General features: G+C 72.0%; 21 protein-coding genes. 9 read left to right on the top strand and 12 right to left on the bottom strand.

Annotated features, from left to right (window positions below):
* Window positions 1–51 precede the first annotated feature (51 nt).
* A complete protein-coding gene (locus ACZ466_RS14980; RefSeq protein WP_378292378.1) occupies window positions 52–1,425 on the top strand; it encodes an ABC transporter substrate-binding protein in 1,374 nt (457 codons plus the stop codon).
* A 103-nt stretch (window positions 1,426–1,528) separates the two neighbouring features.
* On the top strand, window positions 1,529–2,578 hold the full coding sequence (locus tag ACZ466_RS14985) for an LLM class flavin-dependent oxidoreductase (RefSeq protein ID WP_378292376.1): 1,050 nt from the start codon (window positions 1,529–1,531) through the stop codon (window positions 2,576–2,578).
* A gap of 84 nt (window positions 2,579–2,662) precedes the next feature.
* On the opposite strand, the gene ACZ466_RS14990 is transcribed toward ACZ466_RS14985, so the two are convergent.
* Window positions 2,663–2,857 (bottom strand): DUF397 domain-containing protein, encoded by a 195-nt coding sequence (locus ACZ466_RS14990; protein ID WP_464043703.1) that lies wholly within the window; start codon window positions 2,855–2,857, stop codon window positions 2,663–2,665.
* Window positions 2,841–3,620: a helix-turn-helix domain-containing protein gene (locus ACZ466_RS14995; protein ID WP_378292374.1), complete on the bottom strand. Its 780-nt coding sequence runs from the start codon at window positions 3,618–3,620 to the stop codon at window positions 2,841–2,843. Before ACZ466_RS14995 ends, ACZ466_RS14990 begins: the two co-directional genes overlap by 17 nt.
* Before the next feature lie 164 nt (window positions 3,621–3,784).
* Here ACZ466_RS14995 and ACZ466_RS15000 point away from each other — a divergent pair, with 164 nt between their 5' ends.
* Window positions 3,785–4,336 carry an ATP-binding protein gene (locus tag ACZ466_RS15000; protein WP_378292372.1) on the top strand — a complete coding sequence of 184 codons (552 nt, stop codon included), beginning with the start codon at window positions 3,785–3,787 and terminating at the stop codon, window positions 4,334–4,336.
* A 31-nt stretch (window positions 4,337–4,367) separates the two neighbouring features.
* Here the strand turns inward: ACZ466_RS15000 and ACZ466_RS15005 are convergent, their stop codons facing one another.
* From ACZ466_RS15005 to ACZ466_RS15025, 5 genes are all read right to left on the bottom strand, one after another.
* The gene (locus tag ACZ466_RS15005) at window positions 4,368–5,852 is read right to left on the bottom strand and encodes a flavin-containing monooxygenase (protein WP_464044016.1); all 1,485 of its coding nucleotides are present in this window, start codon (window positions 5,850–5,852) and stop codon (window positions 4,368–4,370) included.
* A gap of 612 nt (window positions 5,853–6,464) precedes the next feature.
* Window positions 6,465–6,953, bottom strand: a complete 489-nt coding sequence (locus ACZ466_RS15010; RefSeq protein ID WP_378292370.1) for a hypothetical protein — start codon at window positions 6,951–6,953, stop codon at window positions 6,465–6,467.
* A gap of 22 nt (window positions 6,954–6,975) precedes the next feature.
* On the bottom strand, window positions 6,976–7,434 hold the full coding sequence (locus ACZ466_RS15015) for a VOC family protein (protein ID WP_378292368.1): 459 nt from the start codon (window positions 7,432–7,434) through the stop codon (window positions 6,976–6,978).
* Window positions 7,435–7,466: 32 nt separating this feature from the next.
* Window positions 7,467–7,964 (bottom strand): pyridoxamine 5'-phosphate oxidase family protein, encoded by a 498-nt coding sequence (locus tag ACZ466_RS15020; protein ID WP_378292365.1) that lies wholly within the window; start codon window positions 7,962–7,964, stop codon window positions 7,467–7,469.
* Window positions 7,965–7,976: 12 nt separating this feature from the next.
* On the bottom strand, window positions 7,977–8,477 hold the full coding sequence (locus tag ACZ466_RS15025) for a cysteine dioxygenase family protein (RefSeq protein ID WP_378292363.1): 501 nt from the start codon (window positions 8,475–8,477) through the stop codon (window positions 7,977–7,979).
* A 107-nt stretch (window positions 8,478–8,584) separates the two neighbouring features.
* On the opposite strand from ACZ466_RS15025, the gene ACZ466_RS15030 reads away from it, so the two are divergent.
* Window positions 8,585–9,469 carry a LysR family transcriptional regulator gene (locus tag ACZ466_RS15030; protein WP_378292361.1) on the top strand — a complete coding sequence of 295 codons (885 nt, stop codon included), beginning with the start codon at window positions 8,585–8,587 and terminating at the stop codon, window positions 9,467–9,469.
* Here the strand turns inward: ACZ466_RS15030 and ACZ466_RS15035 are convergent.
* The gene (locus ACZ466_RS15035; protein ID WP_378292359.1) at window positions 9,466–12,588 is read right to left on the bottom strand and encodes an AfsR/SARP family transcriptional regulator; all 3,123 of its coding nucleotides are present in this window, start codon (window positions 12,586–12,588) and stop codon (window positions 9,466–9,468) included. The genes ACZ466_RS15030 and ACZ466_RS15035 overlap by 4 nt on opposite strands.
* 230 nt (window positions 12,589–12,818) lie before the next feature.
* On the opposite strand from ACZ466_RS15035, the gene ACZ466_RS15040 reads away from it, so the two are divergent.
* Genes ACZ466_RS15040 through ACZ466_RS15050 form a run of 3 tightly spaced genes read left to right on the top strand, consistent with a single transcriptional unit; the run spans window position 12,819 to window position 15,639 of the window.
* Entirely contained in the window at window positions 12,819–14,048 is a 1,230-nt protein-coding gene (locus ACZ466_RS15040; protein WP_378292357.1) for a hypothetical protein, read from the top strand.
* On the top strand, window positions 14,045–14,704 hold the full coding sequence (locus ACZ466_RS15045) for a hypothetical protein (protein WP_378292355.1): 660 nt from the start codon (window positions 14,045–14,047) through the stop codon (window positions 14,702–14,704). The genes ACZ466_RS15040 and ACZ466_RS15045 overlap by 4 nt, the downstream gene beginning before the upstream one ends.
* On the top strand, window positions 14,701–15,639 hold the full coding sequence (locus tag ACZ466_RS15050) for a carbohydrate kinase family protein (RefSeq protein ID WP_464043708.1): 939 nt from the start codon (window positions 14,701–14,703) through the stop codon (window positions 15,637–15,639). Before ACZ466_RS15045 ends, ACZ466_RS15050 begins: the two co-directional genes overlap by 4 nt.
* 150 nt (window positions 15,640–15,789) lie before the next feature.
* On the opposite strand, the gene ACZ466_RS15055 is transcribed toward ACZ466_RS15050, so the two are convergent.
* Both ACZ466_RS15055 and ACZ466_RS15060 read right to left on the bottom strand, forming a co-directional pair.
* Entirely contained in the window at window positions 15,790–17,952 is a 2,163-nt protein-coding gene (locus ACZ466_RS15055; protein ID WP_378288103.1) for an ATP-binding protein, read from the bottom strand.
* 198 nt (window positions 17,953–18,150) lie between these two features.
* Window positions 18,151–21,378 (bottom strand): AfsR/SARP family transcriptional regulator, encoded by a 3,228-nt coding sequence (locus ACZ466_RS15060; protein WP_378288102.1) that lies wholly within the window; start codon window positions 21,376–21,378, stop codon window positions 18,151–18,153.
* A gap of 179 nt (window positions 21,379–21,557) precedes the next feature.
* On the opposite strand from ACZ466_RS15060, the gene ACZ466_RS15065 reads away from it, so the two are divergent.
* The gene (locus ACZ466_RS15065) at window positions 21,558–22,121 is read left to right on the top strand and encodes an NADPH-dependent FMN reductase (protein ID WP_378288101.1); all 564 of its coding nucleotides are present in this window, start codon (window positions 21,558–21,560) and stop codon (window positions 22,119–22,121) included.
* A 14-nt stretch (window positions 22,122–22,135) separates the two neighbouring features.
* Window positions 22,136–22,705 (top strand): dihydrofolate reductase family protein, encoded by a 570-nt coding sequence (locus ACZ466_RS15070; RefSeq protein ID WP_378288100.1) that lies wholly within the window; start codon window positions 22,136–22,138, stop codon window positions 22,703–22,705.
* Window positions 22,706–22,784: 79 nt separating this feature from the next.
* On the opposite strand, the gene ACZ466_RS15075 is transcribed toward ACZ466_RS15070, so the two are convergent.
* Both ACZ466_RS15075 and ACZ466_RS15080 read right to left on the bottom strand, forming a co-directional pair.
* Window positions 22,785–25,388, bottom strand: coding sequence for a caspase, EACC1-associated type (locus ACZ466_RS15075; RefSeq protein ID WP_378288099.1), 2,604 nt, complete (start codon window positions 25,386–25,388; stop codon window positions 22,785–22,787).
* Window positions 25,385–25,810 (bottom strand): effector-associated constant component EACC1, encoded by a 426-nt coding sequence (locus ACZ466_RS15080; RefSeq protein ID WP_378288098.1) that lies wholly within the window; start codon window positions 25,808–25,810, stop codon window positions 25,385–25,387. The genes ACZ466_RS15075 and ACZ466_RS15080 overlap by 4 nt, the downstream gene beginning before the upstream one ends.
* Window positions 25,811–26,000 lie beyond the last annotated feature (190 nt).

The raw sequence follows: 26,000 nt of genomic DNA on the forward strand, positions 1-26,000 counted from the left end.
ATTGTGATTCGCTGGACATGACCGGTTGTCACGGGCCTACAATCCGCGAGCGTGATCTTCAAGAGCCTGCCCAGCCAGCTGCGCCACCTCCAGCGACGGCCGAACGCGCCCGGCTCCCGTCCCTCCGGCGGACCGCCGGGCGACGCGCTCGGCGCACCGTCCGAGGCCCCCCGGAAGGCGACGGACCGCTCGTCCGGCGGCGCCTCCGGCGGCGTTTTCGGCAGTGCGCGCTCGACCCGCGGGCGCGGCCGACTGACCACGGCGGTCGCCGCCACGGCGGCGGTGACGGCCGCGCTGGCCGCCGGCTGCAGCGGCGGCTCGTCCGACGCCGCCCGCACCTCCCTGCCGCAGATCCCGGCCCAGCAGGTCATCGGCGCCACCGAGGGCCAGCTCAACCTGGTCGCCTGGGCCGGGTACGCCGAGAACGGCTCCACCGACCCCAAGGTCGACTGGGTCACCCCGTTCACCAAGGCCACCGGCTGCAAGGTGACCACCAAGATCGCCGACACCTCGGACTCGATGGTCGCGCTGATGAAGACCGGGAAGTACGACGGCGTGTCGGCGTCCGGCGACGCCAGCATCCGGCTCGTCTACGGCGGTGACGTGGCGCCGGTCAACACCTCACTGCTCACCAACTATCCCGACATCGCGGACTACCTCAAGGAACAGCCGTACAATTCCGTCGGTGGGCAGATGTACGGCGTCCCCCACGGCTACGGTGCCAACTACCTGATGTACCGCACCGACAAGCTTCCGCAGCCGCCGACGTCGTGGAGCGTGGTGTTCGAGAGGAACTCCCCCGCGGCGGGCAACATCACGGCCTACGACTCCCCGATCTACATCGCCGACGCCGCCCTCTACCTCAAGTCGCACCGTCCCGACCTGGGCATCACCGACCCGTACGAGCTCAGCGACGAGCAGTTCGACGCGGCGGTGGCGCTGCTGAAGCAGCAGCGCCAGATGGTCGGGCAGTACTGGCACAGCTACGCCGACTCGCTGCAGTCGTTCAAGATCGGCGACGTGCACGCGGGCACCACCTGGCAGGTGATCGCGCTGCTGGCCGAGGCCGAGAAGGCCCCGGTGCAGACGGTGCTGCCGGTCGAGGGCGCCACCGGGTGGTCCGACACCTGGATGATCTCCTCGCGGGCCCGCCACCCGAACTGCATGTACCGCTGGATGAACTGGATCAGCACGGCGAAGGTGCAGTCGCAGGTGGCGCAGTGGTTCGGCCAGGCCCCCGCCAACCCCAAGGCGTGCCGCTACACGGCCAAGACGTTCTGCGCGGAGTACAAGGTCGGCGACGCCGACTTCTACAAGAAGATCGCGTTCTGGAAGACGCCGGTGACCAACTGCGGCGACGACCGGGGCGACTCCTGTGTGGACTACTCCCGCTGGAGCCAGGCCTGGGCAGAAATCAAGGGATAGAAGAGGTGACCGCAGCGACCCCCTGAGAGAAACAGCAGCAGAACCCCCGCTCTCCAACTTCCCCCGGACACGTGCGATGGCGCACTACAAGGAGACGTTTCCCGTGAAGTTCAGCTACGCCATGCTTCCCGACTACCCGGTCGCCGAGTCGCTGGCCTCCATCAAGCTCGCCGACGAGCTGGGTTTCTACGCGGTGTACGCGGCCGACGAGCCGTGGCACAAGGACCTGTGGCTGCTGTTCGCGGCCGCCGCCGCCCAGACCTCCCAGGTCCGCCTCGGCCCGTCCGTCTCGGCGGTCACGCTGCGCGAGCCGACCCTGATCGCGCAGGCCGCGGCCACCCTGGACGAGCTGACCGGCGGCCGCGCCGAGGTCGTGCTGGGCAGCGGCAACTTCGGCGTGCTCGCCCAGTACAAGATCGACTGGGCCAAGACCAAGCCGCTCACCCGGGTCAAGGAGGCGACCGCGGTCGTCCGCACCCTGCTGGACGAGGGCGCCATCACCCGCGACGGCGAGTTCTACTCCTATGACGGCCTGTTCACCTTCGCCCGGCCGGTCCAGGAGCACCTCCCGGTCAAGATCGGCGCGATGCGCGGGCCGAAGTCGTTCCAGGCCGCCGGTGAGCTGTCCGACGGCGTGCACCACGCGCTGAGCTACTCGCGCGGCGCGTACGAGTACGCGGTCGAGAACTTCAAGATCGGCGCGGAGCGCGCGGGCAAGGACTGGCAGTCGCTGGACATCGGCGCCTGGGTCGTCTTCGCGGTCGGCCCCGACTCGCAGGCGGCGAAGGAGGCTGCCCGCAGCATGGTCGGCCTGTACGCCTCGGCGATGCCGGCCGAGCAGCTGGAGCGCAACGGCGTCGACCCGGCCGACATGACCCCGATCATCGAGGCCATCGGCGCGGGCGACCTGGCCAAGGCGATCGAGCTGACCACGCCGGAGATCACCGAGAAGCTGTCCCTGGCGGGCACCCCGGACGAGGTCCGCGCGAAGATCGAGAGTGAGATCGCCCCGACCGGCGTCAACCACCTGATCGCCGCGATCACGGACGCGGGCCTGGTGAAGCAGTTCACCGGCCGCGAGCTGGAGGGCGTCCCGAACGTCGACGGCCAGCTCCGCCTGATCCACGACGAACTGATGCCGGCCTTCAAGTAAAACCACCCTCAGGAGGGGCCGGGCGCACACCGCCCCCGGCCCCTCCTTTGTTGTCCACAGCCTGTGGGCAAAGAAGTGACTGCGCTACGGAAGATCCAGCTCCCCACGCCGAATCCGCGTCACGAGATCCGCGAGAGCCTCCTGGCCAAGCGCGAGATGACCAGCCTCGGGAGCCTTGCTGTCGCGAACACCGACGCGACAAGAGCCCAGCTCGGCCACCTCGACACACTCCATGGCGCCGCCGCCCTCGCTGTGGCTGCTCTTACGCCAAGCCGTCATGATCCTCACCCATCCTCGCGATGCACTCAAGCGACTGCTCTTCGTTCCATGCCTGCGCCGCGAGCCGCTGGAAGCGCTGGACTGCGCGAGCGGCTTCGATCTGATCGTCGATGATCCGACCCACGGCCAGGGCGCTGCCCGACAAGGCCGCCAATCGGCGGTCGGGCATCGTGAAACACCAGAAGGGACCGTCCACGCCGATATGGGGCGCGGCCGACAGCGGGAGTACCCGGATGGACACGTGGTTCAGCGTGCCCACCTCCAAGAGCCTGTCACGCTGGGCCGCCATGATCTCGTGACTCCCCATCGGGCGGAGCGCGATCTGGTCGATCAGGATCCAGAGCTGTGGCTCATTCTCCAGGATCTTGGACTGGACTTCCATCCGTTGCGTGACAGCCTCGTCGACGTCCTGGATGTGCCCGTTGGCGCGCCCCACCTCCAGGAGCCCCCGCGCGTACTCCTCGATCTGGAACGGGATCGGGATGAGCTGCGAGAAGATCTGATGTTCGATCGCCCTGTGCTGGTAGCGGCGGCGACGTGCCTGGAAGTTCACGTCCAAGCCCTGCTTGGCGAAGACGAGCATGGTCGCGAAGACGCCGCCGGTGTCCCATGCCAGGTCGAGGGCCTTGCACTGGTTGGCGTCGAGCTGCTTCTCGCCGGACTCGTACTTGGAAACTTGGGCGTTCGAGCAGCCGATGATCTTGCTGACTTCGGCCTGCGTCAGGCCATGCCGCATGCGCTGAAAGCGCAGGTAGTAGGCCATGAAGTCGTGGATCGAGTTCGTGGGCTCGGGGGAAGGCCGGACCATGTGGAAGCCCCTCTCGCTTCTGATCGATTTTCCGATTTCGCCGGCAACAGTGACAGAGCCGGTTCGGTGCGCCACTCTGTGCAAGGGCTCACAGATGTTCACACCGAAAGGCCAGGCAGATGTCAGGCACAGCGATAGAAACGAAACGAGATCGGGAGATTACCTGTACGACGCTTCCCGCACCGACCGTTCCCGCCAGTGTCCGGCGCCTTGTGGAACAGCGGTTCGCAGCACTCGGGCTTAATCGGGCAATCGGTAGGGAAGTACGTCGGGATATTCTTCTCGCGGTCTCGGAGCTGGTGACCAACTCATGTACAGCGACTCCCCGCTCGGCGATCACCTTTCGGGCCGCTTTCGAGGATCGGTGTGTGATGGTACAGGTCTGGGATGCCAGCGATGAGCAGCCTACCCCAAGAACGGCCATCGAACTAGAGCTCGATGACATTACTCCGGATCCGAATGCCCTTGACGAAGGGCACCAATCAGACGAAATCGGAGGTTTGGGGCTGCCTTTGGTCATGGCTCTGGCCGATGAGATCGGCATCGATCCGACGCCGCCGAAGGGAAAGTGGGTCTGGGCGCGCTTTCACTTCACGCCGGCGACCGCTACCGATCAAGAAAAGGACGAAGAGGCGAATCCGTCGGGCGCCGGTCAAGCGGCCGGTGGGTGAAGGGGGCCGTTCCGCGCGAACGAGCCAGCGGTCAGGTGGTGTAGACATAGTCGTCCAGAGGGAAGGTCCGTGACGCCCGCCGCGCCTGTCTCGAACTGGTAGGTCGTACGTAGGCGACGTCGCCGTGGTGGTCGTAGTAGAAGCTGTTCGCGGTCGCGCATCTGCGAGTGGCCCACAGCGAGGTTTCCAGTCGGCGCCTCATCTGCCGGGTCCATCGTGCGGTCGGCTCCCGGCGTACCTCCACGGTGGTGGCTCCGCGCCTCCGCGCCTCGGTGATCACGCGGACGATGTGCGCGGAGCTCGTCTCCACCATCTGGTGCCAGGCCCCGCCGACCCATCCGTACGGGCCGTACATCATGAAGTGATTGGGGAGCCCGGGGATGCTGATGCCCTCGTAGGAGTGCAGCCGATGCTCGGTGTAGTGCGTCGCCAGGTCGAATCCGTCGCGGCCGCGGACCGGAGTGCGCCGGAAGTTCTCTGGATCGCTGGCCGTGCGGAACCCCGTGGCCAGCACGATCACGTCGACCTGGCGTTCGCGGCCGTCGACGGTGCGCAGCCCACCGGGAGTGATCCGTTCGATGGCGTCGGTGACGAGCTCGACGTTCGGGCGGTTGAAGGCGCGCAGGTAGGTGTTCGACAGCGCGGCGCGTTTGCAGCCCAGGCCGTACCGCGGAGTCAGCCTGTCGCGCGTGTCCGGGTCGCGGACCTGCCATCGGTACCACAAGGCCCGTGTCAGCCGTTCCATGCCATGCACGATGAACGGCGCGCGCCGGTGATTGACCAGAATGTCGATCAGAAGGACCTCGACGCTGCGGGCCGCGGCGACTCGTACCGCGGCCTGCACGCGTGGCATGCGCTGGAACAGCCACATCAGTGTCCTGGGTGTGGGCAGGTCCAGCTTGGGGGTGACCCAGATCGGGGTGCGCTGGTACACCTCCAGCCGAGACGCCTGCCGTGCGATGTGAGGGACGAGCTGCACCGCGCTCGCCCCGGTCCCCACGACCGCGACACGTTTGCCGCTCAGATCGCAGGTCCGGTCCCAGCGCGCCGAGTGCAGAATCGTCCCGGCGAACCCGGCCGCGCCGGGGAGGTCCACGGGCTTGGGATCGACGAACAACCCGATGGCACTCACCACGAAGCGAGCCGTCACCTCCGAGCCGAAATGATTCCCGGCTCCGCCGAGGCGAAGACACCACACCTGGGCGCTCTGGTCCCATACGCGCTCAACGACCTCGGTGTGCAAGCGGACGTGCGCCCTGAGGCCGTACCGGTCGGTGAGGTGATCCACGTATGCCTTGACCTCGGCGCCGTTCGCGTACAGGCGGCTCCACCGGGGGTTGAGTTCGAAGCTGAACTGATAGCCCTGAACCGGGATGTCCACGCCAACGCCGGGATAGGTGTTGTCCCGCCATGTCCCACCGATGTCATCGGCCCGCTCGAGAATCACGAAGTCCTCGATGCCGGCCCGTCGCAACGCGATCCCCATTCCTATCCCGCTGAGCCCGGCGCCGATGATGGCGACCTCGACCTGGGCACGGCCGTCGGAGCCGACGCGTCCCGGCCCCGTTCCGGTCCCAGGTGTGCGATCGCTCCGGAAAGCCCCGTGTTGAGAACCGCGCACTGTCGCATCCCTCGCTCCGTAGACCACGTTGGCTACACAGAGTGTCCAGTCGCGTACGGGGAATGCAGTACCGCAAGCCTCACATCAGCGTGACGTCCCAGAGGCACGGCCCGACCCTGGATGCCATACTTCGCCGCAGTCGCCGCAGCCCTGATCCGCTACCGCCGGCTCACCAAATGAAACGACCCCTAAAGAAGAGGCGCCCGCCGAAGCGGACGCCCCTCCTGCCGTACGACCCCCGATGCTCCCTCCCTAGAGGAGGGAGGACGTCGCCATGTTCGAGATGCTGAACATGTACATGGTGGCCGCGCCGAGCAGGGCTATAGCGAGCGCCTTAATGGCAGGCTCCTCTCGCAACGCAGCGGACGACACTGTCTCGCCGCGTGGATCTTCAGATGATCGAGAAGCTACCAGGGCATGCGAGAAGCCGCTTGGAAACACTGGAAAGTCGATCACGCATTTTGCGGTTCGAATGAAATTCCGTTCTAGATGTCACTCCTGGGAATTTCAGCGAATCCGCCAGAGCCCCTCGTCCACGCGGAGATCGGGCAGGCCGGGCACCGGTGCCGTGGCCGCGTACAGCACGCAAAGGTCGTCGTCCTGCTCCATCGCGGCCCGAAGGCGACTGCCGTCCGGCAGGATGACCGTCCACAATCCCGGCGGTTCGGCGTCGCCGTACAGCACGTACGCGTCGAAGCGGGCGGCGAATCGTTCAGCGAATTCCCGGCGGCCGACGCGGTCGGCCAGGCGGCCCTCGATGCCGACGTTGAAACTCATGGCGAAATGGCCGGACATCTGGGGGTCGTAGGTGCAGTACGCGGCGAACACCGCGTCCGCTGGACGGGCCCGCAGTTCGTCGGTGATGCGATCGGTGTGGGCGACGAACAGCTCCGCCTCGGTGATCTCGAAACAGTCCAGTAGGAAGGTCCGCAGTTCGCCCTCCGGAACCGGACGGGACGACAGGCAGTCATAGCCGGTGGCCTCCGACTCGGTCATGGACACCAGGATGCCGCGCACCTCAGCCGATCTGCTCGGCCAGCGCGACGAAGATGCCGGCGGGGCCGCGCAGGTAGGCGAGCCGGTAGCTGTCCTCGTACCGCACCACCTCGCCGACGAGTTCGGCGCCGTGCGGCCTCAGGCGGTCGATGACGTCCTCGATGTCCTGGACGGCGAACATGATGCGGTGCATGCCCAGCGCGTTCACCGGGACGGGCTGGTCGCCACCCGGGCTCGCCGGCGAGTGGTACATGGTCAGCTCGATCCGTCCGGTGCCGTTCGGGGCGAGCATCGTCGCGATGTCCGTCCGGACTCCGTCGAGCCCGATGAGGCGGTCCACCAGGCCGCCCTCCAGCGTCGCCTCGCCTTCCAGCTCCATGCCGAGTTCGGTGAAGAACGCCTTGGCCGCGGCGAGGTCGTCGACGACGATGGCGATGTTGTCCATCCGCTGGAGCGTGCCGCGCTGCTCGGTGTGGGTCATGATGATCTCCTGTCGGGGTCCGTGGGGTGTGGTCAGGCGCGCCGGCGTTCCTGCTGCCGCCGCATCAGTTCCTCGATGGCGGTGGGCAGGGTGGTCTCGAAGTCGATCAGCTTGGCCCACGTCGGCCTCACCACGATCCGGACCATGCCGTCGTAGAGCGACTTCACACCGACCTCCCACTCGGCGCGCTGTTCCGGCGTCATCTCGTACGTGCCGTTCCACTGGAGGTACTCGTCCGGGATGCCGTCGACGACGTCCAGCTCCGCCCGGCCGCGGAGGAGCAGGACCTTCGGCGGGTGCGACTCGGTGTCGATCGTCAGCGCGACCGCGGGGTTGCGGCGCAGCGCCGGGAGCTTCCGCGCGTTCGTGGCGGTGCACATGACGATCTCCGAGCCGTTCCAGACGATCCCGATCGGGATCGACCGCGGCGTGCCGTCCAGCGCGACGAAGGCCAGCCGGGCCAGGTCGCGGGCCAGCAGTTCCTGGCTGAGCGGGCGGTTCAGTACCTCGTCGACGGCGTTCCGGTCCATGGTTCGGGCTCCTCAGTTGTAGTGGCGGCGGGCGCTGGAGCCCACGCGGGAGATGTCGGTCCCGTAGATGTGCAGGCTGACGGCGGTCTCGTCGCCGACGTTGCGGATGCGGTGGATGTCGCCGGGCGGCGCGAAGCCGCTGACCTCGCCGGGCGGGTTGTCCCGCACGCCGATCGGGTTGAGCGCGTCGTCGAACAGCTCCTCGTGCTCGACACCGGACAGCACGCCGACGACGCACCAGGTGATGTGGTCGTGGATCCGGGTGGTCTGACCGGGGCGCCAGACCAGGCCGAGGACGGAGAACGCGCCGTCGGGCTCGGCGTGCAGGAGGTGCCCGGCGACCCGGTCGGGCCGGCCGAGACGTTGCTCGGGGGTCAGGATCTCGGGGCCGGGCAGGTGCGCGCGGAGCCGGTCGGCGACCAGGTCCGCGGTGTCCGTCCAGCCGGTCCGCGCGTCGACGGCGTGGCGCACGGCCGCGACGAGATCGGTGAGCGTCACTGATGAGCGGAGCATGGCCGCGTCCTCCTTCGTACGGCGGGTTCGTCCTGATCAGCGTCTCGCGCACCGACTCATTCCGTCTAATGACAATGTTCGGGCGAACACATGCGTATCGTTGATACATGCTGGACATCCTGCGGTTACGGGTCATCGCGGCGGTCGCCTCGGAGGGCTCGGTCACCAAGGCGGCCAAGCACCTGAACTACTCCCAGCCCGCCGTCAGCCACCATCTGGCCAGGTTGGAGGCCGAGACCGGGGCCAGGCTGGTCCAGCGGGTCGGCCGGGGCATCCGGCTCACCCCGGAGGGCGAGCACCTGGCCCGCCGCGCCGCCGAGATCGTCGCCCGGGTGGACACCGCCGCCGCCGAGCTGTCCGCGATGGTGGGCCTGCGCACCGGCCGCGTCCGGGTCGCCGGCTTCCAGTCGGCGCTCGCCGCACTGGTGCCGCACGCCGCGCGCACGCTGCGCCGCGAGTACCCCGGCATCGAGATGCGCCTGGTCGAGGCGCACCCGCGGGTGTCACTCGACCTGCTGCGCACCGGGCAGGTCGACGTCGCGGTCGTCTTCCGCTACGACGACACGATCCCGGACGACATCCGCGCCACGCACCTGTTCGACGACCCGATGTACCTGCTCAGCCTCGAACCCGACCAGACACTGACCGGCAACCGCGACTCCGCGTGGATCGAGGGCTGCGAGAACTGCCGCCGCGAGTTCCTCGACGCCTGCGACAAGGCGGGTTTCGTCCCGTCCATCGCCTACACCAGCGACGACACCATCGTGCAGCAGGCGCTGGTCGCGGCGGGCATGGGCGTGACCACGATGCCGGGGCTGACGCTGCGCACCCACCGCGCGCCGGGGATCAGGACCAGCGTGGTGCGGGAGTTCCGGCGGCGCGTCTACCTGGCCGCCTACGGCGACCCGCCGGATCCGCCGGCGACCACGGCCTTCGTCGCCGCGCTGCACCAGGCCGTCCAGGAGATCCGACCGGGCGAGCCGACTCCTTAGGAGCCCGAGGCGTCGCTCGCGCCGCCGCCGATACGGGCCTGTACCTCGGCCGCCTCCGGGAGGCCGAGCGCCTCGTACAGTTCCAGGGCCTTCCTGCGGTACTGGTCGGCCTCGGCGGGGCCCCGCGTCTGGGCGACGACCTCGCCCAGGCTGCTCAGGGCATTCGCTTCCTGGTTGGCGTCTCCGATGGCGCGGGCGAGAGCGAGGGCCTCCTCCAGGTGCTCCAGAGCCGTGCCGTACTTTCCGGCGCGGTGGTGTGCATCACCTATCTCGCGCAGAGCCCAGCCCTGCTCGTACTTCTCGGAGAGCCGTCGGGCGAGTTGCAGGGCCTTCTGATGGTGGAAGAGTGCCTCTCCGTCCCGGCCGAGCCGGGCATAGCAGGAGCCGAGCCCGTTGAGGGAGTCCGTTTCGCCGCGCACGTCCCCGACCTCCCTGTAGAGGACGAGCGCTCGCCGGTACTCCTCGACGGCCTCTTCGAGACGGTTCGTCCTGCGGTAGACGGACGCGACGTTGTTGCTCCAGACGGCCTGGTGCTGCCGGGTCATCTCCCGGACGCGGGCCGCCCGCTCGTAGTGCCGGAGGGCCGAGTCGAACCGTCCGAGCTGGCGTTCGAACTCGGCGGTGTTGTTCAGCGTGATCTGGAGGCCGCGCATGTCGCCGGCCGCCTCGTACAGTGCGAGCGCCCGCCGCATCCGCTCGATCGCCTCCGGGTAGCGGCCCAGATGCCACAGCACGATCGCCACGTGGCTCAGGACCGCGGCCTCTCCCGTGTGCTCGCCCGCGGACCGCCACAGTTCCAGGGACTGCTCGTAGTAGCCCACGGCGACGTCGTACTCGGACCGGGTGTAGTGGATCAGGCCGTACAGATCGAGTGCCTTCGCGACGAGGGCGTCGTCTTCGAGGGCGCGTGCCTCGTCCAGGGCCTCGGTGGCCGACCGGAGCGTCTCCTCGTAGCGGCCCATCCTCCAGAGCACCATGCCCAGTTCGAGGAGGGAGTGCGCCAGCCCCGCGCGATCGCCGATCCTCCTGCACGCCTCGACGGCACAGGTGTGCACTTGCGCGGCCTGTGGAAGGGCACCCGATTCCTCCAGGTGGCGCTGCAATGCCCTGGCCAGTTCCACGGCATGGCGTGCCCTGCCCTCCTCCACCGCGAAGCGGGCCGTGGCGACGAGGGACTCCAGTTCGTCGTCAAGCCATTCCCTGGCCTGCTCCCTGTCCCCGATCGGAGCGGGGGCGACGGCGGCGGGCGCGTTCGCGCGGGCACGCTGGGGGACGTGGGGGAACAGGACGCGGTCGGCCTCGTCGGCGGTGGCCAGATAGTGGTCCAGGAGCCGGTCCAGCGCCGGGCCAGGCGCGAGATCGGCCTCCTGGAGCGCCTGGCCTTGCGCGTACTCGCGGATCAGATCGTGGAACCGGTGGCGTCCGTGGCGCGGTTCGGAGATGAGGTTGTGGTCGAGCAGCCCCTCCAGGAGCGTTTCCGCGGTCCCCCGGTCGAGGTCGAGGAGGGCCGCGGCCGAGCCGGTCGTCACGTCCGTGCCCGGGTGCAGGCCGAGGAGCAGGAACGCGCGGCGCAGATCGTCGTCCAGGCCCTGGACCGAGAGCCGGAACGCGGCCGCGACCGCCCGGTTCTCGGCGCGCATCTGGTCCAGCCTGCCGGGCCGGCTCAGCCGGGCCGCCAGGTCGGCGGCGGTCCAGCTCTCGCGATGCCGCAGGCGGTTGCCGACCAGTTGCAGCGCCAGCGGAAGATGGCCGCACAGGCGGGTCACCGCGGCCACGCCCGGGGCGTCCGGCGCGGTCAGGGGACCGGCGACCCTGGACAGCAGCACGACCGAATCGGCCGGGGCCAGCGGCCCCAGCGGGAGCGGGCGGGCATGGTCCAGACCGGTCAGCCGCTGCCTGCTCGTGATCAGGACGAGGCACCCGGGCGTGCCGGGGAGAAGCGGCCTGACCTGGTCGTTGTCGAGCGCGTCGTCCAGGACGAGCAGCAGCCGGCGCCGGGCCAGTTCGGTGCGCCACAGCGCCGCGCGGCCGTCGAAGTCGCCCGGCATCTTGCGCTGCGGGACGCCGATGGAGCGCAGCAGCCTCTCCAGCGCGGCGGCGGGCTCCACCGGGGCCTGCCGGACGTGGTGCGCGCGCAACTCCAGGAAGATCTGACCGTCCGGATAACGTTCCGCGAGCCGATGGGCCAGCTGGACGGCCAGGGTGGACTTGCCCACGCCCGGCATGCCGTCGATGGCGATCACGGCGACGGTGCCACCGCTGTCGTCGACCATCTCCTGAAGCCGCCGGAGCTCGGTCTCGCGGCCGGTGAAGGTGTGCGTGGCGGGCGGCAGGTCGCTGGGCGGCGACCAGGTCGAGGGGGCGGTCGGCGGCGCGAGTGCGGGATCGTCGGCGAGGACGCCTCGGTGCAGGTCGCGGACGCGCGCGGTCGGAGAGGTGCCCAGGTCGGCGTGGAGCCTGCGGCGGAACCGGTCGAAGGTCTGGAGGGCCTCGCCGGAGCGGCCGTCGCGGTGCAGGGCGAGCATGAGCAGCTCGACCAGTTTCTCCTCGTAGGGAAACTGCCCGATGAGGTCGTTCAATTCCGCCGTGATATCGCTGTGGCGGCCTTGTGAGAGTTCCAGTTCGAGGCGTTCGCGGGTGGCGACGAGCAGCTCTTCTCGAATGCTCTGGCGGCGCCGCTCGGCCCAGTGCCCGCCGATGCCGTCGAGCGGTTCGCCGCGCCACAGCCGGGCCGCGTCGCGCAGCAGGCGCAGCGCGTGTTCCGGGTCGCCGTTGTCGGCGATGGCGCGGGCCTGCGCGCGCAGGTCGAGGAACAGGTGGTAGTCGATCCGCAGCGGGTCGACGTCCAGCACGTAGGCGCCGTTGCGGTGGTCCAGCCGGACCCCGCCGTCCAGGTCGTGCAGGAAGGAGCGGAGCCGGGCGACGGACGGGTAGATCAGGTCGCGGGCGCGGTCGGGGCGGTCGGCGTCCCACAGCCGCTCGACCAGGGTCCCGGTCGGCACCGGCCGGCCGGGCGCCATCAGCAGGATGGCGAGGATGCGGCGTTCCCGTGCCCAGCCGCGGAGCTCGCGCGGGCCATCGGACCACACTTCCAGCGGACCCAGGACACGGAATTCCATCCGCTCCCTCTCCCATGGAGAAAAGCGCCCTTGACCCAAAAGATTTTGCCAGTGTCAAGGAATGATGGCCAGAAGTAAGCATGGTCTTGCGTGGCCGGTTCGGGCCGGGACCGCATGCCGTACTGCAAGCCCTTCCGCAAGGTGCACCGCAAGGTCGGTCGCCGATGCTTCGTGCAGGGGTCGCGTCGGACAGCCAAGCACCTGGGATCACCAAGGGGGCAGGAAAAAGGATGTCCGTCAGCGAATGGCGCCGGGGCCCGATCGGGCTCGACGCCGAACGGTGGGCCACTCGGCGCCCGTGCAGGACCGTGCTGATCGTCGTGCACACCGTCACTTCGGGGCAGCGTCTCATGGACGCCGTCCATCTCATGGAGAACGACCTGCGCGTGCAGGTGTTCTTCACGCAGGCGCCCGACGAGTTCGGCACCGGGGTGCCGGAGTTCCTGGCCGGGCTCGGCGCCGCGCGGCTGCCGTGGGAGCAGGCGACGCGGCTGGAGTTCGACCTGGCGATCGCGGCCAGCTACGGCGGGGTGCACGAGCTGCACGCGCCGCTGATCGTCATGCCGCACGGCGCGGGCCACGGCAAGCTGGTGGCGCGGCGGGCCGGGCGCGCGGCCGGGGGCCGGGCGGTGTACGGCCTGGACGCGCAGCGGCTCGTCCACGACGGCGCGCTCGTCCCGGCGGCGCTGGTCCTGGCGCACCGCGACGACCGGCGCGAGCTGGCCCGCTCGTGCCCGGAGGCGCTGCCGGTGGCGCAGGTGGCCGGCGACCCGTCCTGCGACCGGCTGGTGGCCAGCCTCGAACGGCGGCCGTCGTACCAGGTGGCGCTGGGCGCGGGCGACGGGCGCAAGCTGGTGGTGGTCACCTCCACGTGGGGTGCGCGGTCGCTGCTGGGCAGCCGGCCGGACCTGTGGCCGCGGCTGCTCGCGGAGCTTCCGGTGGAGGAGTTCCACGTCGTGACGCTGCTGCACCCGAACGTGTGGCACGGGCACAGCGAGCTGCAGGTCCGGTCGTGGCTGGCCGACTACCTGCGGCGCGGGCTGAGCCTGGTGCCGCCGGAGTCGGACTGGCGCGGGGTGCTGGCGGCGGCCGACTGGGTGATCGGCGACCACGGGTCGGTCACCGCGTACGCCGCCGTCACGGGGGTGCCGGTGCTCCTGGGCGGCTTTCCCGGCGCGGACGTCAATCCGGACTCGGCGCAGGCGCTGCTGGGGAAGGCGGCGCCGAAGATCTCCGCACGGGGTTCGCTGCGCCGGCAGCTGCTGCGGGCGGCGGCGGAGTTCTCGCCGGAACGGCACCGGCCGGTCGTGGAACGGCTCACCTCCGAGCCCGGACGGTTCAACAGGAACATGCGGCAGGTGATCTACCGCCTGCTGCGGCTGCGGCAGCCCTCGACGGTGCCGGTCACCCGGCCCGTCCAGGCGCCGCACCTCATGCGACGCGCGGGAGGCGGACGATGAACGGGGAACTGGTGGTGGCGCAGCTGTTCCGGCTGGACCGGGCGCTGGCGCTGACCCGGCGGCGCGCACCCTCCGGGCACCGGCCGGCGGCCGGGAACCGGGCGGCGGCGGTGCTGGTGATCCCGCGCGGCGGGCGGCTGCGGGAGCCGCGGCTGATGCTGCTGGGCGAGCGTCCGGTGCGGGCCGCGGCCCGGCCCGGAGCGCTGGACTTCGCCGACGTCCATGCCGTCGACCGGCACGGCGACCCGGCCGGGCGGGAGGTCGCCGACGTGCTGTTCGACGGCCCGTTCTTCACCCCGCGGCGGCTCGTCGAGCTGCTGGAACGCTACCCGGGGTGCGGCGCGGCGGCCGGTACGGGGCCGCGCGGTCACCTGGCCGCGCTGCGGACCGGGAGCGGCGGCGTCCAGCTGGTCGAGGCGTTCGTCGCACCGGAGACGTCATCCGGCACGGCCGCGGCGGCCTGGCCCGCGATCGGCGGGTCGTTCCTGCACTGCTGGTCGCTGTCGGGCCTCGGGCTGGGCGAGCTGCACCACTCGGTGCTCATCACCGGCGAGCTGGCCGTCCCGCGCGGCGGGCCCGCCGGGTGCCTGGCCGTCACCGGGCGCGTCCGGGTTCGGGTGGACGGCGTCGGCGACGCGGAGCGGAGGGCCTCATGAGCGCCACGATCGTCGTCGCGGGGGTGGTCAGCCTCTACATGTCGGTCAACGTGCCGGAGTTCCCCGTCCGGTACGAGTCGTCCGCCCGGCCGCTGTGGGCCGGGAGCGGGATGGCCGGGGTCGCCGGGCACGTGGCGAGGGTGCAGCGCGCGCTCGGCAACGACGTGCGGCTGTGCACGCTGGTCGGCCAGGACACGGCGGGCGAGGCCATCCGCGCCGAACTGCGCCGGGACGGCCTGGACGGCCCCGGGGTCGTGGCGTCGCCGTCGTCCTCGCTGGGGCTGGTGCTGGTGGGCCCGGACGGGCGCCGGATGGGCATGCCGCACCTGGCGCCGGTCAACCATGCCGCCTACCCGTACGAGATCCTGCGGGAGCAGGCGCGGGGCGCGGACCTGCTGGTGCTGACGAACGCGAAGTTCGTCCGTCCGCTGGTGGCCCCGGCGGCCGGGCTGGGCGTGCCGATCGCGGTGGACGTGCACCTGGTCTCCGATCCCAACGGCGAGTACAACCGGCCGTGGCTGGAGCAGGCGCGGATCGTGTTCTGCAGCCACGAGCGACTCGCCGACCCGCGGGCATGGGTGGCGGGGCTGTTCCACCGCTACCCGCGCTGCCGGGTGGCCGGGGTCGGGCTGGGCGCGCGCGGCGCCCTGGTCGGGCTGCGGGACGGGCGCCTCATCGAGGTGCGCGCCGTGCCGCCTCACCGGGTCGTGAACACCTCGGGCGCGGGCGACGCCCTGTTCGCCACGTTCCTGGACGGCTGGCTGCGGCACGGCGACCCCGTCACGGCGCTGCGGGACGGGGTGCTGCACGCGAGCTGGAAGGTCGGCCACCGGATGCCGGCGGCGGTGTCGCTGACCGGTGCCCGGCTGGCGGAGCTGCGGGCGCTCACCCCGCCGCCCGTCATCGAGGGCCGCTGGGACGGCCGCGCGGCCTGACCGTCGTGCCGTCCACCGCCGGGCCCGCCCGCACACCGGGCCCGGCGGTGGACGGCGGTAACACTCTGAGGGGGCGACCCCTCAGACTCCCCGGCAAGAGCGGACTGACCGTCACCCTCCACTCCGCCGGCGCTCCGTTCCGGGTGCCGGTCAGTCGTCGCCGAGGCCGGTCAGGGCCCGGTCGAGCGCCTCGGTCGGTGCGCCCGCACCGGCCAGGATCCGGCGGGCGTCCTCGTAGTGCCGCCGCGCCTCGGTGACGCGGCCGCCGCCCGCGGCCAGGTCGCCGAGGACGTGCAGCGCGTCGGCCTCGCCCAGCGCCGATCCGAGCGACCGCATCGCCTCCAGCGCGCGGGTGGCGAGATCGGCCGCAGGCGACGGCGTGCCGGGGCCGCCGGGCCCGCGGAGGGCGTGCGCCCGGCCGAGCAGCAGCAGGACCATGGCCTGGTTGTAGGCGTTGTCCCCGGTGCCGTCGTCGAGCAGGCGGCCCGCCTCGGTCAGCACCTCCACGGCCCCGTCCGGACGGCCGTCCCGGATCAGCACCGTGCCGAGGTCGCAGAGGGTGAGGGCGGTCCGCCGGTCGTCACCGGCCGCGCGGTACTCCCCAAGCGCGGCGTCGAAGTGCGCGGCGGCGGCGGTGAGGTCGTCCCGGTCGAGTTCGAGGAGGCCCAGGCGCCGCCGCGTACCGGCCACCCGGGAGCGGTCGCCGAGGGCGTCCCACAGGGCGAGCGCGTCCCGGAAGTCGGCGGCGGCCTCGTCCAGGCGGCCGAGCCCGCGCAGCGCCAGACCGGTGCGGTTCAGCATCTTGGCCTCGGCGAACCCGCCACCCGCTGCGCGGGCGGCGGCGAGACCGAGCCGGTCGAACTCCAGGCGCTCGGCGTGCCGGCCCCGGTGCAGGAACAGCGGCCACACCGCGTCCACCAGCAGGAAGGCCCGCTGGTGGAGGCCGGACTCCTGCGCCCGGCGCGCCACCGCCCGCAGCGTGCCGAACTCCCCGTCGAGCCAGTCCAGGGCGTCGGCGGCGTCGGCGAACACGGGCGGGCCGGGCGGCGCGTCCGGCGGGTCGGGCAGGTTCCGGTACGGCGCGCACGCCCGGCTCGCCGCCAGCGCCGCCGCGACCGTCCACTCCACCAGCCGCCCGACCGCCTCCGCGCGCCGCTCGGGCGGGTCGTGCCCTTCGACGGTCTCCAGGGCGTGCAGGCGGGCCAGCTCGTGCAGCCGGTACCGGCCGCCGGGCAGGTCGTCCAGGAGGCTGGCGGCGGCGAGCACGCCCAGGCCGTCCCGGACCTCCGGCAGCGGCTCCCCGGCCAGTGCCGCGGCGGCCCGCGCGTCGAACGCGGCCCCCGGGAACAGCCCGAGGGCACGGTAGAGGCGCCGCGCCGGGTCGGGCAGCGCGCGGTACGACAGCTCCAAGGCGGCCCGGATGGTCACATCGTCCTCCGCGTCCGGGACCGACAGCACCGCCAGCCGCCGCTTCTCGTCGGCGAGGTCGCGCACCAGGTCGGCCATCGACCAGGCGGGACGGGTGGCCAGCCGGGCGGCGGCCACGCTCAGCGCCAGCGGGGACCGCGCGCACAACTCGACCAGCGCGCCCGCCATCTCGCGCTCGCGCCCGACCCGTTCGGCGCCGAGCGTGGCGCCGAGGAGTTCCAGGGCCGAGTCCGCCGCCAGCGGGCCGAGCTGGACGGCGCGGGCTCCCCGCATCACCAGGCCGCCCAGCCGCCACCGGCTGGTCACGACGGCGGCCGGGCCGGGCGGGCCGCCTTCCCCGTCGCCGGGCGCGCCCGGCAGCAGCGGGGCGACCTGGGCGGCGGAGTACGCGTCGTCCAGCACGATCAGCAGCCGGCGGCCCGCGGTCAGCGAGCGGAACAGCGCGGCCCGCTCGGCCAGGTCCACCGGGACGCGGTCGCCCGCGATACCGAGTGCGCGGACGAACCCGCCCAGGATCTCGGCCGGGGAGGCCGGCCCGGCGGCCGAGTGCCCCTGCAGATCGGCGTACAGCTGGCCGTCGGGGTAGTCGCCGAGCCGCCCGTTGGCCCAGTGCAGGGCGAGCGCCGTCTTGCCGATCCCGGCGGGGCCGCTGATCACGACCGCGCGGGAGCCGGACGGCATCCGCTCCAACACCGACAGCGCCTCGTCCCGGTTGACGAGTCGTCCGGCGGCGGGAAGCTGCCGCGGAATCGGCAGCGGCTTCGCGCCGTCGTGGACGTGGAAGCCGCCGTGCACGTCGCGTACCTGGACGACCGGCCCGGCGACGTCGCCGCGCAGTTCGTTCGACTGCCCGGGGCCACCGCCACCACCGGTTCTTCTGTTCATCTACACCCTTGTCCGGAACGACGGGAAGAGCGGGGAGCCCCGACATCGTCGTCGAACACGGAGAAATTAAATGGCCTTTCCGCCCTTCTTTTACCTTTACATCGAAAGAAAGATCTCGTCAAGGTCAACTTTTACGAAATACCAGACACCGAATTATCAATACGGCGAACCTTGACTGTTCCGGCGCCCGCGGGGGGGTCAGAGGTGCAGGGAGTGGGCCTGGGCCAGACAGTCGGTGGGGGTCAGGGCTGCGCCTTGGGCCATTTCCGTGTCCAGGGCCTCGGGCTGGAGGGCCTCGTTGAGCCTTGTCTCCGTACGGGCGATGTCCCCGCGCTCGGACGGCCCGGGGGTCATCCCGGTCGTGCGGCGGATGGCCGTGGCCGCCCCGAGGAAGCGGGCCGCGGTCTGGGGGTGCCCGCCTCGGCTCAGCGTGCTCGCCATGCCCTCCAGAGAGAACGCCATGTCGCGCGGGCCGTCGATCTGCAGCGCGACCGACAGTGCCTCGCGGTGCATTTCCAGGGCCCTCACCAGGTCGTCGCGCAACTCGGCCGTGTAGCCCAGGCCGACGTAGATCAGCGGCAGGAAGGGAGGCGGATGCTCGCCCTCGTCCAGCGGGAGGGCTTTCAGCAGGGCGGTCAGACGGATCTCGGCGTCGTCGGCGTCGCCCTGCTGGCGGGCCACCATGCCCAAGACGAGGTCGGCGAAGACCGTGGCGGGCTGGCTCGCCATGGCGTGGGCCTGCTCGCACAGCGTGCGGGCCCGCTCGTACTCGCCGCGCTGCAACGCGATCCAGCCCAGGAACGCGCGGCTGAGCGCCACGTCCTGCCACAGGTGGAGCTCCTCGGCCATGCGCAGCGCCTCGCTCTGCAGCACGTCCGCCCGCGCGTACTCACCGGTCAGCTCGGCGTGCGCCGCCAGCCACCCCGCGGCCTGGAGCTGCCCCCACCGGTCGCCGAGCCGGGCGAACAGCCGGGTCGCGCGCTCGCCCTCCCGTTCCAGGGCCGCGGGCTCGCCGCGCGCGTGCGCGAACCTGGACCGCAGGATCAGCGCGGCGGCCTCCCCCCACTGGTCGCCCTGCTCGTTGAACGCGGCGAGGGCCTCCTCCAGGAGCTTCTCCCCGGACGCCAGGTCGTCGACCTCGCTGCCGGCGAAGGCGAGGAACCACTGGGCGCGGGCGCGCTCGCGCGGCGGGCACTGGTCCAGGCCCGCCAGCGCCTCCCTGCGGCGGGCGGGCCACCGCGCGTCGTCGCCTCCGTGCAGCAGCGCGAGCCCGGCCCGCCACGCGACCGCCCTGGCCCGGTCCGCGGGGGCGCCGCCGTCCGCGGCGAGCGCGGCGTCCAGGGAGCGCAGCGCCTCCGACAGCCGCCCGCGCAGGAACCAGTACCAGGTCAGCGCGTTGGCCAGGCGGAGCGCGTCCGGGCCGTCCAGCGCCATGCGGAGGTTGGCCGCCTCGGTGTCCAGGACGTGCAGCCAGCGGTCCTGGTCGCGGCCGAACAGACGCGGCTCGGCGCCCGCGGCCAGCTCCGCGTAGTAGCGGCGGTGCCGCATCAGCACCTCGTCATGCTCGCCCGCCTCGTGCAGCCGCTCCGCGCAATACGCGGCGACCGACTCCAGCAGCCGGTAGCGGGGCCCGTCGGCACGGTCGGCCACCACGACCAGCGAGCGGTCGACCAGCCGCGCCAGCAGGTCCAGCACGTCGAAGACCGGGATGTCGTCGCCCGCGCACACCGCCTCGGCCGCCTCCAGCGAGCAGCCGTCGGCGTGCACGGCCAGGCGGCGCAGCACCGCCCGCTCGGGCTCCGGCAGCAGTTCCCAGCTCCACTCGATCATCGCGGTCAGGGTGCGCTGGCGCTGCGGGGCGCCGCGGTGCCCGGTGGCCAGCAGGCGGAACCGGTCGTCCAGCCGCGCCACCAGCCCGTGCACGCCCAGCGCCCGCACCCGCGTCGCGGCCAGCTCCAGCGCCAGCGGGATGCCGTCCAGGCGACGGCACAGCACCGCGACCGCGACCGCGCTGTCCTCGTCCAGGCGGAACCCGCGCGCCGCCGCCGACGCCCGCTCCACGAACAGCCGGACGGCACTGGAACGCGCCAGCTCCTCCACGTCGACGGCGGGTTCGGAGTCAGGGTCGGCAGTGTGCTTCGCGGGAGCGTCGGGAACGTCCAGCGGTGGGACGTTCCACACCACCTCCCCGGCCAGCCCGAGCGGCTCCCGGCTGGTCGCCAGCACGCGCAGCCCCGGCACCGCGTCCAGCAGCCGCCGCGCCAGATCGGCCACCTGCTCCACCACGTGCTCGCAGTTGTCCAGGACGAGCAGCAGGTCGAGCGGTTTGAGCGCGTCCGCGAGCCGTTCCGCGGGCGCGGCCCCGCCGGGGGGCGCGGACTCGCGGATGTCCAGGACGCGCAGGATGCCGTCGGTCAGCTCCGCGGCGCCCGCGGACCGCTCGAAGGCCGCCAGCTCCACCATCCACACGCCGTCGCCGAAGCCGTCCACGCCCCGCGCCGCCTCGACCGCCAGCCGGGTCTTGCCCACACCGCCCGGCCCGGTCAGCGTCACCAGGCGGTCCGAGCCGAGCCGCGCCCGGATCTCCGCGACCGCCCCGTCCCGTCCGATCAGGTCGGACGGCGGCGCCTGCAGGTTCGTGCGGGACGGACGGCTCGCGGCCCCGGCGGGCGGGGCGTCCAGTTCGGGGGCCTGCGTCAGGATCGAACGGTGCAGCGCGGCCAGCTCCGCGCCCGGATCCAAGCCCAGCTCGTCGGACAGATGCGCGCGCAGCGCCTCGTAGCTCTCCAGCGCCTCGCTCTGCCGCCCCGACCTGTACAGGGCCAGCATGTGCGCGGCGCGCAGCCGCTCCCGCAGCGGATGCGCGGCGAGGAGATCACCCAGCTCACCCGCCAGCACCCCGTGCTCGCCCAGCTCCAGCCGCAACTCGGCGTGATCCTCCAGCGTGGTCAGCCGCAGCTCCTCCAGCCGGGCGATCGCGGCCTGGGTGAACGGCTCGTCGGCGAAGTCGGCCAGGACCGCCCCCCGCCACAGCCCCAGCGCCTCCGCCAGCAGCCCCGACCGGGCGGACGGGGCCGCGGTCTCCCGCGCCCGCGCCGCCAGCGCCTGGAACCGGTGCGCGTCCAGCCGGTCCGGGACGATGTCCAGCAGGTAGCCGGCCGGGCGGGTCGCCACCAGTACCCGCGCCCCCGGCTCGGCGTCCTCCAGGATCCGGCGCAGCTGCGAGACCTTGGCCGACAGCGCGGCCGGCGGGTTCCCGGGCGGATCCTCGCCCCACAGATCGTCGATCAGCCGGTCGGCGGGCACCGGACGTCCCTCGTGCAGCAGCAGATCCGCCAGCAGGGCGCGCACCTTCAGGCCCGGCACCGGGACGGACGCCCCGTCGTCGGTCCACACGGCCAGCGGCCCCAGCACCCCGAAAAGCATGGGTCGCACGATAGTGGCAGGTAGGAGAGGGGAGAAGCACCTTGGAGAAGCCGCCCGTCAAGCGGCCCGAAACGACCGCGAACCCACCGTAAAGATCCCGTAAGCCCCCTTCGGCACAGTGGAACCCATCGAGCCGGACCGGACGACACGCGACGGAGGCGGGCGCGGAGATGCTCAGAATGGCGATCATCATCGGCAGCACCCGCAACGGCCGCTTCGGCCCGACCGTGGCCGACTGGTTCGCCGCCCACGCCCGCAAGCGCGCGGACGTGGCGGTGGACCTGGTCGACCTGGCCGAGACCCGGCTGCCCGAGACGCTCACCGACCACGACGAGCCGCCGCCCGAACCGGTGCGCGCCCTCGCCCCCAGGCTGGCCGCCGCCGACGCGTTCGTCGTGGTCGCCCCCGAGTACAACCAGAGCTTCCCCGCACCGCTCAAGACCGCGCTCGACTGGTACTACGACGAGTGGAAGGCCAAGCCGGTCGCGCTCGTCACCTACGGCCGCGAGTCCGGCGGCCGGAACGCCGCCGCGCAGCTCCGGCAGATCTTCGCCGAACTGCACGCGGTCACCATCCGGGACGGCATCTCCCTCCCCTGCTACTGGGAGGACTTCGCACCCGACGGGTCCTGGCCCAAGCCGTCCGCCGAGTGCAACACCGCCGTCACGACCACGCTCGACCAGCTCTCCTGGTGGGCCGAGGCCCTCCGCGAGGCACGCACCAGGCATCCGTACACCACCTGACACAGGAGAAGACCATGCGCAAGATCATCAACTCGACCTACATCTCCCTCGACGGCGTCATCGAGGACCCGCACCTGTGGACCATGGACTACTTCGACGAGGACGCCCAGCGGTACGCCCACGACCTGCTCTTCTCCTGCGACGCGCTCATCGCCGGCCGCGAGACCTACGTCGCCTTCGCCGAGACCTGGCCGCACATGGAGGAGCAGACCGGCGACTTCGGCGTCCGCATGAACACGATCCCCAAGTACGCGGTCTCCACCACCCTGGAGAAGGGCGAGTGGAACAACACCACCATCATCAAGGACAACGTCGCCGAGGAGGTCCGCCGCCTGAAGGAGCAGCCCGGGCAGAACATCCTCCAGTACGGCTTCGGCTCGGTGTCCCGCCTCCTGGTCGAGAACGGCCTGCTGGACGAGCTTCGGCTGTGGATCCACCCGGTCATCGTCGGCACCGGCAACACCGCCGACCTGCTCACCACCGACGGCTTCGGTGCCACGTTCGAGCTCGCCGACACCACCACGTTCGGCTCCGGCGTCATCGTCGCGACCTACCGTCCCGCCCCCAAGAAGGAAGACGCCTGATAGCGTCACCCCGCGGCACCGGCCGGCCCGCGCCCCGCTCGCGGACCCGTCCGGTGCCGCGCCACGTGCGAAGACCGTCTCAGGACGGGTGACCGAGCCGCTTCAACTGCTCCCGGCAGTAGGCGGCGGCATCGGTGACGCCGATCGCGTCGTACCGGTCGGCGGCATCGCGGAACAGCGCGGCGGCCTCCTGGAGGGCGTCCCGCAGGACGGCGGCGCGGCCCAGGCCCGAGAGCGCCTCCGCGGCGCCCAGGCGGTCGCCGATCCGCTCGCACAGCTCCAGCGCGCTCTCATACCGCTCCCTGGCCTCGGCTGCCTCGCCCCGTCCGACGGCCACATGGCCCAGGCCGGAGAGCACGGACGCGCACCCGCGGCGGTCCCTCAAGCCGGTGAACGTGGCGAGGGCCGCCTCGTAGCGGCTCTGGACCCTCGTGTGATCGCGCCGCAGCCGCTTCGCCGTCGCGATGCCCCCGTGCGCGACGGCGACACCCCGCTGATCGCCGTTCTCCCTGTAGACGTGCCGAGCCCGGCGGTAGTGCTCCTCGGCCTCCTCGTAATCGCCGCGCAGTTCGAACACCGCCGCGAGGTCGCAGTGAGCATCCGCCATCAGAATGAAGTCCTCTTCCCTGGACGCTCTGCGTTCCAGGGCCTCGCTGAGGCGGAGGGCCTGTTCCGTACGGTTGTCCAGGCGGAACCAGCGGGCGGTGCGCCGGGCGAGGGCCGCCCCCAGTTCCGCGTCCGGGCCGGACGGGTGCGGTTCGTCCCAGGCCAGGGCGGCGGCCTCAAGCTCAGGCGAGGCGGCGGTCAGCCAGTCCCGGGCCGACAGCGGATCGGGGAACAGGCCCATGTCCGCCTCCGGCTCGTGCGCGGGCTCCACGCCCTGCAGCCAGGCCAGGGCCGCGTTGAGCCGTTCCAGCAGATGCTCCTGGAGGCGGCGCCGCGCCGTCACGGCCCCGCCCGGCGCTTCCCGTTCGGCGGTCTCGCGGGCTACATGGCGGAACACATCGTGCAGGCGGTAGCGCCCATCGACGGCCAGCAGCATGTTCCGCCTGACGAGCGCCGCCAGATGCACGGGCGTCAGTGCCTTCGGACGGTCGAGCATGGCGGCGACGGAGTCCCGGTCGTAGTCCAGGCCGGGATGCCACGCGCACGCGTGCAGCACCGTCCGCAGTTCAACGTCCAGCGCCCGGTACGAGAGGTCGAACGCCGTCCGTACCGACCGCTCTCCCTCGGGGACGAGTTCCAGGGGGCGCCGGAGGTCGCCCATAGCGGCGAGCAGATCGGCCGGGGAGAGGTCGCGCAGCAGGGTGCCCACCGCGTTCAGGGCCAGCGGCCACCGCCCGCAGACCGCGGCGATCTCGGCCAGCTTCCCGTCGCCTCCGCCCCTTCCGCCCAGCCCGCACAGCATGGCCACGGCGTCGTCCTCCGACAGGGCGCCGACCGGGAGCCGGTGCGGCGTCTCCAGCCCGTCGAGCCGGTCGCGGCTGGTCACCAGCGTGAGCCCGGCCGCGCCCGCACCGGGCAGCAGCGGCCGCACCTGCTCCTCGTCCAGCGCGTTGTCCAGCAGAAGCAGCACGCGGCGGCCCGACAGCCAGCCCCGCCACGCCTCCGCCTGCCCGGCGAGCGTGACGGGCACCTCGGCGGGCCGGAACCCGACCCGGTGCAGGAGATCGGTGAGGACCTCCTCGGGCGGACGCGGCTTCTCCCCGGGGCTGAAGCCGTAGAGGTCCAGTTCTAAGCGGCCGTCCGGGAAGTCGTCGGCGATCCGGGCGGCGGCGGCGCGGGCCAGCGCCGTCTTGCCCGCGCCGCCCATGCCGTGCAGCACCCACACCACCGAACCGGCGCGCCCCTGCGGCGGGGAGGTCAGCCGTTCCAGATCCGCCTCCCGCCCGACCAGCGAACGCGGCGGCGCGACCCGGGTGTCGATCACCACGCGCCGCCGAGCGGGGGCGTGCGCCCGGTTGCGCGCCAGGACGATGCGTCCGCCCGCGTTGCGCGCGCCCTGCTGCGGCTCGGGACGGCCCTTCTCGCGCAGCGTCCGCGCCAGCACGCCGTGCACGGTGTCCATGTCCAGGTCCGGGCCGCCGCCGGGGACGCCCTCGCGCAGCAGCCTGATCAGCTCCCCGGTGAACGCGCTGAACTCCTCGCCCGGCGGGCACAGGGACCGGCGGGTCGCCGCCGCCGCGGTCAGCACGCACACCCCGTCGATCACCGTCCTGGCGCCCAGGTCGGCGGACGGCCCCATCTCCCCGTCCAGGGCCCGGCCGCCGTAGCAGCAGTCGAGGATCACGATCGTCTGGCGGACGACCGCGTGGGGCGGGCGGATCGCGCGCCGGACGACCTCGAATCGCAGCCCGTCCTCGGGGAAGCCGGGAACGGTGTCGGCGAGCGCCAGGCACAGCTCGCCGGACTGGTCGAGGAGTCCGTGGCCGGCGAAGTAGACCAGCAGCGTGTCGGTGGCCTCGGCGGCGACGCGGCGGAGCTCCCCGCGGACCGTCGGCACGTCGGCGGACGCAGGGACCCGCACGCAGTGGCCGGGGGGCAGGTCCCAGACCGTCCCGCCGGTGAGCATCTCGCCCAGGGCCGCCACGTTCCGCTCCACCCCCGGCAGATCCTCCAGCGCCTGGTAGGCGTGCACGCCGAGGAGCACTGCACGGGAGCCGGCGGGGTCGGGCAGGCTCATGACGGGGGAACGGGCGCGTCCCCCTCCGCCTGCCTCCCGGGCGGGGCGGTGGAGTCGGGGGACGGGAGCGCCCGCAGGACGCGGGCGATCTCGTCCGGGTCGGCGCCGTCCACCTCCACGGTCACGCCCCCGACCGTCACCCGTACGACCGGCGCGCCGCCGTCGCGGCCGCGGGCGTCGCGGCGGCGGGCGTCCCGCCAGGATGCGGCGGCGACCAGCAGGCTGCCGAGCGCGATCCCGTTCGCCACGAACACGTTGATCGCTTCGAGCGCGCCCATCGTCCCGGGCGGCGATCCGGGCGGGGCCGGCGGGCCGGGCGGGAACGTCACCTCCCGCGCCACCGGATCGCGCAGCAACCACCCGCGCAGCGCCTCGGTGTCGCCGGACCCGGACCCGCCGCCGACGCGGATGACAACGTCCATCGAGCCTCCCGTACCATCGCCCCGTGCCGGCTCTGGCGCCCGGTACGAGGCCCCCCTTCGGGTACGAGACTGCCCGACGGCGGAGGCCGGCGCCCGCGGGACGGAAAAATCCAGAAAGAATGTCGCCCGGGATGTCGATCGGGCCGTCCCTCGTTCGACGCGTCGGTGAAAGGGGAGGCCGGAGAGGGTC

Source organism: Actinomadura rugatobispora, assembly GCF_055379765.1.

What these genes read in the sequence shown, in the direction of transcription:
- ACZ466_RS14990 (WP_464043703.1), bottom strand. Translation starts at nt 2,857, where the DNA reads ATGACGGCTTGGCGTAAGAGCAGCCACAGCGAGGGCGGCGGCGCCATG.
- ACZ466_RS14995 (WP_378292374.1), bottom strand. Translation starts at nt 3,620, where the DNA reads ATGGCCTACTACCTGCGCTTTCAGCGCATGCGGCATGGCCTGACGCAG.
- ACZ466_RS15000 (WP_378292372.1), top strand. Translation starts at nt 3,785, where the DNA reads ATGTCAGGCACAGCGATAGAAACGAAACGAGATCGGGAGATTACCTGT.
- ACZ466_RS15010 (WP_378292370.1), bottom strand. Translation starts at nt 6,953, where the DNA reads ATGACCGAGTCGGAGGCCACCGGCTATGACTGCCTGTCGTCCCGTCCG.
- ACZ466_RS15015 (WP_378292368.1), bottom strand. Translation starts at nt 7,434, where the DNA reads ATGACCCACACCGAGCAGCGCGGCACGCTCCAGCGGATGGACAACATC.
- ACZ466_RS15020 (WP_378292365.1), bottom strand. Translation starts at nt 7,964, where the DNA reads ATGGACCGGAACGCCGTCGACGAGGTACTGAACCGCCCGCTCAGCCAG.
- ACZ466_RS15025 (WP_378292363.1), bottom strand. Translation starts at nt 8,477, where the DNA reads ATGCTCCGCTCATCAGTGACGCTCACCGATCTCGTCGCGGCCGTGCGC.
- ACZ466_RS15030 (WP_378292361.1), top strand. Translation starts at nt 8,585, where the DNA reads ATGCTGGACATCCTGCGGTTACGGGTCATCGCGGCGGTCGCCTCGGAG.
- ACZ466_RS15035 (WP_378292359.1), bottom strand. Translation starts at nt 12,588, where the DNA reads ATGGAATTCCGTGTCCTGGGTCCGCTGGAAGTGTGGTCCGATGGCCCG.
- ACZ466_RS15040 (WP_378292357.1), top strand. Translation starts at nt 12,819, where the DNA reads ATGTCCGTCAGCGAATGGCGCCGGGGCCCGATCGGGCTCGACGCCGAA.
- ACZ466_RS15045 (WP_378292355.1), top strand. Translation starts at nt 14,045, where the DNA reads ATGAACGGGGAACTGGTGGTGGCGCAGCTGTTCCGGCTGGACCGGGCG.
- ACZ466_RS15050 (WP_464043708.1), top strand. Translation starts at nt 14,701, where the DNA reads ATGAGCGCCACGATCGTCGTCGCGGGGGTGGTCAGCCTCTACATGTCG.
- ACZ466_RS15055 (WP_378288103.1), bottom strand. Translation starts at nt 17,952, where the DNA reads ATGAACAGAAGAACCGGTGGTGGCGGTGGCCCCGGGCAGTCGAACGAA.
- ACZ466_RS15060 (WP_378288102.1), bottom strand. Translation starts at nt 21,378, where the DNA reads ATGCTTTTCGGGGTGCTGGGGCCGCTGGCCGTGTGGACCGACGACGGG.
- ACZ466_RS15065 (WP_378288101.1), top strand. Translation starts at nt 21,558, where the DNA reads ATGGCGATCATCATCGGCAGCACCCGCAACGGCCGCTTCGGCCCGACC.
- ACZ466_RS15070 (WP_378288100.1), top strand. Translation starts at nt 22,136, where the DNA reads ATGCGCAAGATCATCAACTCGACCTACATCTCCCTCGACGGCGTCATC.
- ACZ466_RS15075 (WP_378288099.1), bottom strand. Translation starts at nt 25,388, where the DNA reads ATGAGCCTGCCCGACCCCGCCGGCTCCCGTGCAGTGCTCCTCGGCGTG.
- ACZ466_RS15080 (WP_378288098.1), bottom strand. Translation starts at nt 25,810, where the DNA reads ATGGACGTTGTCATCCGCGTCGGCGGCGGGTCCGGGTCCGGCGACACC.